The sequence below is a fragment of the Frankia sp. KB5 genome, assembly GCF_002099325.1.
GTDB lineage: Bacteria > Actinomycetota > Actinomycetes > Frankiales > Frankiaceae > Frankia > Frankia casuarinae.
The window spans coordinates 1-8,386 of record NZ_MRUJ01000295.1 but is presented as its reverse complement, the minus strand read 5'-3'; the positions used below and the strand labels follow the sequence as shown (position 1 = coordinate 8,386).

General features: G+C 69.0%; 5 protein-coding genes and 1 tRNA gene. 3 read left to right on the top strand and 3 right to left on the bottom strand.

Going from position 1 to position 8,386, the window contains the following annotated elements:
• Positions 1-310 precede the first annotated feature (310 nt).
• Positions 311-386 (bottom strand) — tRNA-Thr (locus KBI5_RS22730).
• A gap of 514 nt (positions 387-900) precedes the next feature.
• On the opposite strand from KBI5_RS22730, the gene KBI5_RS22725 reads away from it, so the two are divergent.
• A complete protein-coding gene (locus tag KBI5_RS22725) occupies positions 901-3,150 on the top strand; it encodes an MMPL family transporter (protein WP_085016405.1) in 2,250 nt (749 codons plus the stop codon).
• Between the two features lie 85 nt (positions 3,151-3,235).
• On the opposite strand, the gene KBI5_RS22720 is transcribed toward KBI5_RS22725, so the two are convergent.
• The gene (locus KBI5_RS22720; RefSeq protein WP_085016404.1) at positions 3,236-4,051 is read right to left on the bottom strand and encodes an SAM-dependent methyltransferase; all 816 of its coding nucleotides are present in this window, start codon (positions 4,049-4,051) and stop codon (positions 3,236-3,238) included.
• A gap of 196 nt (positions 4,052-4,247) precedes the next feature.
• Here KBI5_RS22720 and KBI5_RS28205 point away from each other — a divergent pair, with 196 nt between their 5' ends.
• Both KBI5_RS28205 and KBI5_RS22710 read left to right on the top strand, forming a co-directional pair.
• Entirely contained in the window at positions 4,248-4,451 is a 204-nt protein-coding gene (locus KBI5_RS28205; protein WP_241883117.1) for a hypothetical protein, read from the top strand.
• Positions 4,452-4,855: 404 nt separating this feature from the next.
• A complete protein-coding gene (locus KBI5_RS22710; RefSeq protein ID WP_235463145.1) occupies positions 4,856-5,509 on the top strand; it encodes a hypothetical protein in 654 nt (217 codons plus the stop codon).
• A 76-nt stretch (positions 5,510-5,585) separates the two neighbouring features.
• On the opposite strand, the gene KBI5_RS22705 is transcribed toward KBI5_RS22710, so the two are convergent.
• Positions 5,586-8,255 carry an FUSC family protein gene (locus KBI5_RS22705; protein WP_085016403.1) on the bottom strand — a complete coding sequence of 890 codons (2,670 nt, stop codon included), beginning with the start codon at positions 8,253-8,255 and terminating at the stop codon, positions 5,586-5,588.
• Between the last annotated feature and the right edge of the window lie 131 nt (positions 8,256-8,386).

Genomic DNA, 8,386 nt, shown 5'->3' with positions numbered 1-8,386 from the left:
GCCGTGAACGTCCGATCCCCGTGCCGCGGTGGCGTGGGGTGGGATGGCGGACCGGCTACCGTCAGCCGCCACGCATCGTTCTCGCCGATCCCACCCGCCCTCAGAACGGCAGGCGATAACGGAACGTAACCGTCGTCGGGGCGGTGTCGCGACCGCAGGTCCCGGCCCAGGCGCCCGGAGAGGACACCCCGTTCATGATCGTTCCCTGCACACAATTKCCGAATGCGCACACAATGCGCACACAAACCCATTTCGATCTTGAATAGATGATCTCCGACTTCGCGAAACCGCAGGTCAGAGRCCATCTGTCTGGAGCCGGCGAGGGGACTCGAACCCCTAACCGCTCGATTACAAGTCGAGTGCRCTACCAATTGCGCCACGCCGGCGGGCGATCTCACGATACCCGACCGCCGCACTGAGACGCTGAGGCCACCGGCCGGTTCRCCGCCGGCCCGGCAAGATCAAAAGGGTACCCGTGGCGTGCCCCGCCGGTTGCCCGGCGCGAACCCGGCGAGCACCTRCAACCGGTCGACGTGTCGGCACCCGCTCCTCGATCGTGAAGCGGGCGAGGAGCTCCAGCTCGGCCCGGTCGACCCAGTCGACCCGGTCAGCGCCGCCATCGGGGTACCCCGAGCGGCACCGATACCRCCGTCCACATTCTTGCCACCGAAAAATGTGGTGCCGGAATCGGTGAACAAATTTTGTCACAGCGGTTGTCGGGCAGTTCGTGGCGGTACGGTCGAGCACGAGGCCAGGCGTGCGGGAACGCCGTAAAGTGCCGTCTCCCGTGAATCGTCTCCAGAATTATCGGACGACGAGCTCCACCAAAGAGCCCCACCAAAGAGTGATTGACGTTGCTTGTCCGCGAGATAGGTTGTCCAAAATAGCGAAGGGCCAACCATGCTGATCGTTGCGTTGACAGGCGTCGCACGTCTGTGTGCCCRCCGTCGCTGGATCGCGGTCGGCATGTGGGCGGTGCTCCTCCTGCCCGCGGTGTTCTTCGTGATCGCGGGTCACGCGCAATACAGCCACGATGTGACGGTTCCCGGTTCCGAGTCGCAGCGGGCAATGAATCTGGCGCGCAAGGTGATTCCGGGCGGCGTCCTGCCGGACACCGAACAGATCGTGCTGCACGCCAGGCGCGGCACGCTGGCGGACCCGCTGGTGCACCGACAGGTCGAGGAGCTGCTCGCCGATGTCGGGAAGCTGCCGGGGGTACTCACCGTCGCCGACCCGTTCGGACCACTAGGCAGGATGGTGCTGGGTGTGTCACCGGTCAGTGCCGACGGGCGCACGGCGGTGGCTCCGGTAATCATGAAAGCGTCGGCGCTCGAACTCGACCTCGGCGCGATCAAACGGGTCTCGGCCACGGCCCGGTCCTACGGCGGTCCCGAGCTTCAGGTGGAGCTGGGCGGACCGGGCGCGACCGCGCTCACCTCGGCCGGCGTCCCGATCCGACCGCTGCTGGCCGCTCTCGCCGTCGCGCTGGCGGTCTTGTGCCTGACCCTGCGTTCGAGGGTGGCCGCCATGATCGCCGCTGTCGTCGCGGCCATGGCCACCGTCACCACCGTGGCCGTCACGACAGTACTGTCCCACCATGTCCTGACTACTCCCTTCGCCGCTCTGCTTGGCGGCATGATCGCCCTCGGGGTCAGCCTGGGCGGGTCCGTCCTGGTCGTGTACCGGGCGCAGACCGCGTTGGCACGGGGTGTGGGCCCGGTCGACGCGGCCACCGAGGCGATGGTGAAGTCGGTCGCCGCCCTGGCCTCCGGTGGCGTGTGCCTGAGCGTGGCGATGACCGGCGTGCTCCTGCTGGACCTGGGCCCATTCACGGGAGTCGCCCTCGCGGCCGGGGTGGCCGGGGTGCTCAGCGCCCTGGTCACCCTCACGCTGTTGCCAGCGCTGCTCGTCCTCGGCGGCACCCGGATGCTGGGCTGGGTCGGACGGCATTCCCTGACCACGACGGGTCGTGGCCTACCGCACMGGCCGGGCGTGYGATCGTGGTGGGCCAGGCAGGTGGGGCGCCACCCGGCTGTCGCCGTGGCCGTGGCGTGTGTGCTGCTTGTCGCCATGGCGGCACCGGTGGTAACCCTGCGGCTCGGTGGCGCCGACGCGGGCGCGGAGCCCACGTCGGCCACCGCGCGACGCGCGTATGACGTGGTCAGCCGCGACTTCTTCAGCGGTCTCAACGGGCCGATGCTCGTCGTCGTCGACCGGGGGGAGGGCAGCCGGACCGTCGCCGTGACCGACGTCGTCGCCGCCCTCAACACGACGCCGGGGGTCAAACACGCATACGTTTCGTTCGACAGTCCCGAGTCGGGCCTGGYCCTGATCCAGGTACTGCCGCAGGCGGGGCCCCGGTCGACGGACTCCTACGATCTGGTGCACCGACTGCGCAACGACGTCCTGCCGGCGGTACTGCGGCCCACCGTGAGCCGCGCTTACGTGGGCGGGCAGGCGGCGTTGTTCGCCGACATGGCCGCGGACTTCCGCGACGCGCTGCCGATGTTCGCGTTCGTGGTCCTGCTCGCGGTGGGCGCGCTGACCTTCCTCACGGCGTCCTCGCGCGTCACCGCCGCCGTGCTCGCCGTTTCGGAGCTGTCGTGCGGCCTTGCGACGGTCGGTGTCCTGGCGACGGTCTTCCAGCAGGACCGTTTCGCCGGGAAACTGGGCCTCCAGGCCGGTCSGATCGAACCGTTCATCCTGGTCTTCGTGCTGGTCGTCGGGTTCGGCCTGTCCCCGGGCATGAACCTGAGCCTGCTGAGCAGACTGCGCGAAACCGATGCGCCAGGCTGGCGGGCRCTCGAAGGCGACGCGGTCAGCCGCGGCCATGCCGACGTGGGGCACGTCGTCCTCACCATGAACCTCATCATGATCCTGGCGTTGTCGGTGGTCGTGGCGCAGCCGTCCCGCACGCTGAAGCTGCTCGGGGTGGGTCTGGCGGTCGGTGTGGCGCTCGACGCATTCGTGGTGCGAGCGGTCGTCCTCCCTGCGCTGGTGCACCTGGATCGGCGCCGCGAAACCGCTGGCGGCGTACCCGCGCAGCGCCGGCCGGCGAGGGCGGCCACGAGGTCGTACGACCCGCCGTCGGCGCCATCCCACGCGGGCAACGGCACGCGCGGCGGCCGTTTCTCCCGGAGGAGTACATAGGGATGGGACCCGGGCGTGTTGCGTTACTTCCCCGTTATCGGTAGGTAGGGCCGCGCGAAACCTTCAAAAGTTAGATCATCCAATTCTACGGCTTACGGGCCACGGCGCCGTATCCATCCACTGCGGCAAAGCCCTCGGCGCCGTCCGGCTGCCACTGCGAGATCGACACCACACCCGGCTCTAGAAGTTCCAGACCGTCGAAGAAACGGGCAACCTGATCCGGACTGCGCAGGATGTAGGGGACCGCGCCCGTGTCGTCATAGCCCTGCTGGGCTTCGTCGAAGCCCTCGCTGGTGTTGGTGCTGTCCCACAGCAGTAGATAGCTGCCGGACGGGACGGCGGCCACCACCCGCGCCACGATCGCCCGCGCCTCATCAAAGTCGGCGACGTGCCCCAGGATCCCCATGAACATGACGACGATCGGCTCGTTGAAGTTCAGTACGTTCTTGGCACCAGCAATGATCCGGTCCGGATCGTGGAGATCAGCGTCGAGATAGGTTGTCACACCTTCCGGCGTGGTGTTGACCAGCAGGGCGCGGGCGTGTACTAGTACCAGCGGGTCATTGTCGACGTACACGATGCGGGACTCGGGTGCGATGCGCTGGGCGACTTCATGGGTGTTCTGCATCGTCGGCAGGCCAGTGCCGATGTCGAGGAACTGGTGGACGCCCCTCTCGCCGGCGAGGTGGGCCACAGCCCGGATGAGGAACCGCCGGGACTCCTTGGCCAGGRTGACGATCCCCGGGAACACCTTGATGTAGGCGTCGCCGGCCTCGCGGTCCACCGGGTAGTTGTCCTTGCCGCCCATCCAGTAGTTCCAGATCCGAGCTGAATGCGGCGTCGTCGTGTCGATCTTCGAATGGCCCGTCGGGTTCCCGGTGCCATTGTGYTGCTCAGCCAYGTCTCTCCTTACGCTGGCTCGGCCGGGCGAACCCGGCGAAGCAGGAAGATCCAGTCGGAGTGTGGCCTGTGGGCCACCCTCGGCTACCGATTTTAGGGTATATCATCGCAAATAGCGGCGGATCAACTGTTGGGACATGTACTCTCGGCCGGCCTGTGGGGCGCCAGAAGTCGGCTTGGGCCTGTGAGCTGGGACGATGTGCGGCGCGGCTGCCGGCATCATGGTCACCTGCGTCGGTGTGGCTGTTCTATCTGTTCTGTCTGATCTTCGTTCGGGTGTGTGGGGCTGGCTGGTGCTGCTCGGCCGGTCGTCGGCATCCAAGGACATCGAGTTGCTCGTGCTGCGGCACGAGGTCGCAGTGCTGCGCCGCATCCACCCGAAGTCCGTTCCTGATCCGTGACCGGGCGGGACAGTTCACCGCATCGTTCGACTCACCGCATCGTTCGACGCGGTCCTCGCCGACGCGGTCCTCGCCGACGCCGGCATCACCGCGGTCGCGATCCCGCCCCGAACTCCCAGGCGGACGCCTACGCGRYCCGCTACAGCGAACGACGCCCCACCGTAGTCGCGATCTTCAGCCACCACGGCCCGACCATCCCGTTGCTGATCTGACCAAGAAAAGGACCACACGTCGCCCCGCCCTCGGCGGCTTGATCAACGAATACGAACGGGCCGCCTAAAAGCCTAGATCAACGCCGATGACCCAGTTCTGGCACCCCGCAGGTTTCGGTCGGTCGATTTGACGCGTCCGGGCCCACGTCCTTCTATGACTTCATGACTGTGAGTAGTCAGTTGATTCGAAAGGTGCTGCTGCCTGCCGTCGGGCTGGGGGTCTTGTCGGCGCTTGCCGCGACACCCGCGGCCGCCGACGGTGGCCGCGGCGGGCCGACACCCGGCTCCGGCGCCGCGGAGACCTTCCTTCAAGCGACACTCATGCCGTTGAACCATTCCGGCGCCCGCAGCACCGCTACCGCGATCCTGCGGGGCGACCAACTCACCATCTCGATCTTCAGTCGCGGGCTGGCACCGGCTCTGCCGCACGCGCAGCACATCCATATCGGTGGCCGCCACGTCTGTCCACCGCCGAACGTGACCGGCACCGGCGTCCACGGCCACTTCCGGACCGTTGACGGCAACCCGTGGCGTGGCCCGGTCGCGGTGTCGCTGACCACGTCCGGCGACACCAGCCCGGCCAGCGAGCTGGCGGTGGCGAGGTTCCCGGTTGGGAATGCGACCTACCACCGCACGTTCACGGTCACCCCGGCGGTCGCCGCGCAGTTGCGGGCCGGTGAGGGCGTGATCGAACAGCACGGTGTCGACTTCAGCCACAACGGCCGCTACGACGGCCCCGGCCGCAGCGAGCTCAATCCGGCCCTGCCCGAGGAGGCGACCGACCCGGCGGCCTGCGGCCGGCTCGTCCCGGCGGCCGATGGCCGGCGGCACGCCCAGGTGAACTGATCGGCCGTCGTGGCGCAGGTGGGGCACCTGCGCCACGACGGGCGACCGTAACGAAGTCAGCGAACGGATGGGTTCATCAGCGTGGCATCCGGCGAGTCCGCCGGGGTCGTACGTCGGCCGCCCAGCCGCGGCGTCCAGCGGGGCCCTGGTGAACGAGCGCCAGGCCCGCGTCAGTGAGCATCGGTTGCAGACCACGCAGGATGTCGAGATAGGTCGCGCGTGCTGCGAGCGCCACGCCGGCGCGTAGTTCCGGGCGTCGGTGCGCGGCGGCGCCATGGCGCACCACGGCCAGCGCCGCCATGCTGGCCGGGCCGGGAGTGGGGTTCGGGTCTGCCGGCGGCGGAGGCTTGCCGCCGCCGAGTGCCTCGGCGAACCGCAGATACCAGTCGCACAGCTCGGTCGTCTCCACCGTGACCGCTTCCTGGGCTGCGGCCAGATCGGGCAGCGCGGCGGAGATCTCTATGGTCGAGGCGATCATGTTGACGCCGCCCCCGGCCCGCAGGATGTCGGCCGGCCAGGGCACGTCGCCGGCGTGCAGCAGCTGCGCGGTCCGGCGCAGYCGCAGCGCCCCGCCGACGACGGTCATGAGCGCGTCGACGTCGAGCCGGCCGTCAGGCTGCTCCGACAGGTACTGACGGACCGCGTCGTCGAGCAGCCGCCCGGCGCGGATGRCATCGCGGGCCGCGGCGGCCACCTGCTGGTCCCGGCTGGGACGGCGGAGGGCCGCATCGTCCGGGCCCGCGGTGTCGGCGTCCTCTGTTCGGGATGCGCCGGCTGTTTGGGATGCGCCGGCTGTTCGGGAGGCGCCGACCCGGCTCACGAGCACACCGATGGTGTCCGCGGGGCCGTCCGGATGGCCCGACATGTCGGTATAGGCCGGGTCCAGCCAGGGCGAGGTTCGCGGCCGGGCGCTGGGCGGATCGTCATCACCGGGTGCCCGCATGACGACCAGGGCGAGGAAAGCCGCGCCCATCCGATAGGCCGCGGCGGCACGGTGCCGGATTACCGCCGCCGCTCCTCGCGGCCACAGCAGCGCTCCCACGGCCAGGCTAACCCCGAAGCCGATCATAACGTCCTGAATGCGGACCAGCCCCACCCGCCAGCCTAATGGTTCAACGATGTTGAAAAGGATGAGGATGGCAACGGTGAAGCCTGCCTGGCCCAGCGCGAAGAACGACTTCCGTCGCATGTAGCCGGCGACGAACACAGCCAGCGGCAGCAGCGGCCACGATACTACGGTGTGGGTACCGATCAGGGCGACGAACAGGCCACCCACCACAATGCCGATCCCGGTGCCCAGCAGGTCCCGCAGGATCGTCGAGCTGGTCGCCACCACGTTCGACCGCAGCACCGACAGGGTACCCAGCACGACCCAGAAGCCGTGCTGCACCTCGGTGTTCTGGGCCAGGGCGACAGCGAGGGCGAGCCCCACGGCGCCGCGGACGCTGTTGCGGAACCACACCGACCGGATGCTGGCATATCCGGCGGCCAGATCGGTGGCGGCGGCGCCTCGCCGGGTGAGCCGCCTTAGCCTGGCGGGCCAGCCACGCGGCCGCACCCAGGAGCGCAGCGCCGGTGCCGGCGCGGTCACCTGCAGCACGTTCGTCGCCAGCTCCCGGGTCCCCCGGGCCAGCCTGCGCAGCCGGAACGCCTCGGCGATCGCGAGGTCCGCCGGCGGCTGCTCCGACTCGGCGACCACGAGATCATCCATCTTCTGGGCCGATCGGGCGCTCCACCCGTCAGCGTCCGGCGCCGGCCGGCTGACTTGCCCCTCCAGGTAGTCCAGCAGGGCCGTGCGCATCCTCCGCTCAGCCCGCTCCAAACGGTCCAGGCCGAGCCTCTCGCTCGGCCGTGGACCGCGGTCGAGTCGATCGGCCGCGGCGGCGAGCGTGGCAGCGGCGGCGGTGTGGATCTCGGCAGCTTCGCGGGGGAAGCATGCCGCCGCGATCCGATTCCGGTCCGCACGCGGTTCGGCGAACGGGACCAGCCAGTTGACGTCCACGACGAGATACCCCAGCGCCGCGGTGCGCCCGCCGACACCGCTGGGCCGGTGCGCGGTCTCGGCGAACCTGCGGCGCAGGTGGAACACGTCGGTCCAGATCCGGGGAACTTCGTCCGCCCCGGTCCCGTCCGCCCCGGTCCCGTCAGACTGCGGAAAAGGCATGGTCGTCCACGCCACCCCGGCGGCCATCGACCGACACGCCTGGGCCAGCGCGGCACGCAGCCGTGTTGGGGGCCGCTCCGTCCACAGCACCATGGCCGCGGTGACGGCCACCACCATGGCGGCCCCCCAGCCGGCGAGCCGTTCCGGAATGGCGGACACCGGGCCAGGCGTCATCACCGACAGGACGAAGGCCATCAGCGTGGCCCGTCCGGCGGCGGCGAAATACGCGTTGAGGACCCCGGAAAACAGCACGACCAGGGCGACCAGCGCGGTCACCGGTGCCGCCAGCCAAGGTGTCCGGGAGCACAACGCGCCGATGACGATGAGCGAGACGGTGATAAGCACGAACGCGACGTAGGCCAACAGCCTGGTCTTGGTCGGCCCGGTGAAGTCGATGAACTCCAGCAGGGTGTAGGCGCCGAACCAGGCGAACAGGCTCAGCCGCACGTCCCCACCAGCCAGATAGGTGACGGCCAGCAGCGTGGGGGCGATGAAGGCAACCCGGACGGCCGCCTTGAGGTTGATCAGCCCGGGGTCGTCGGGGAACGCTCTGGTGAGCCGTCCCAGCCATCCGTCCTGCATCGGCCCCTCCACCTCTGCCCTGGACCATCGCCGTACCTACTTAAACCGTCCTAGCCGAACTGTCCTAGCCGACGGCCGGTGAATTTGGGGGACCTGAGTACGGTCTGCGGTCCCTGAACCGTGCCTGGCTT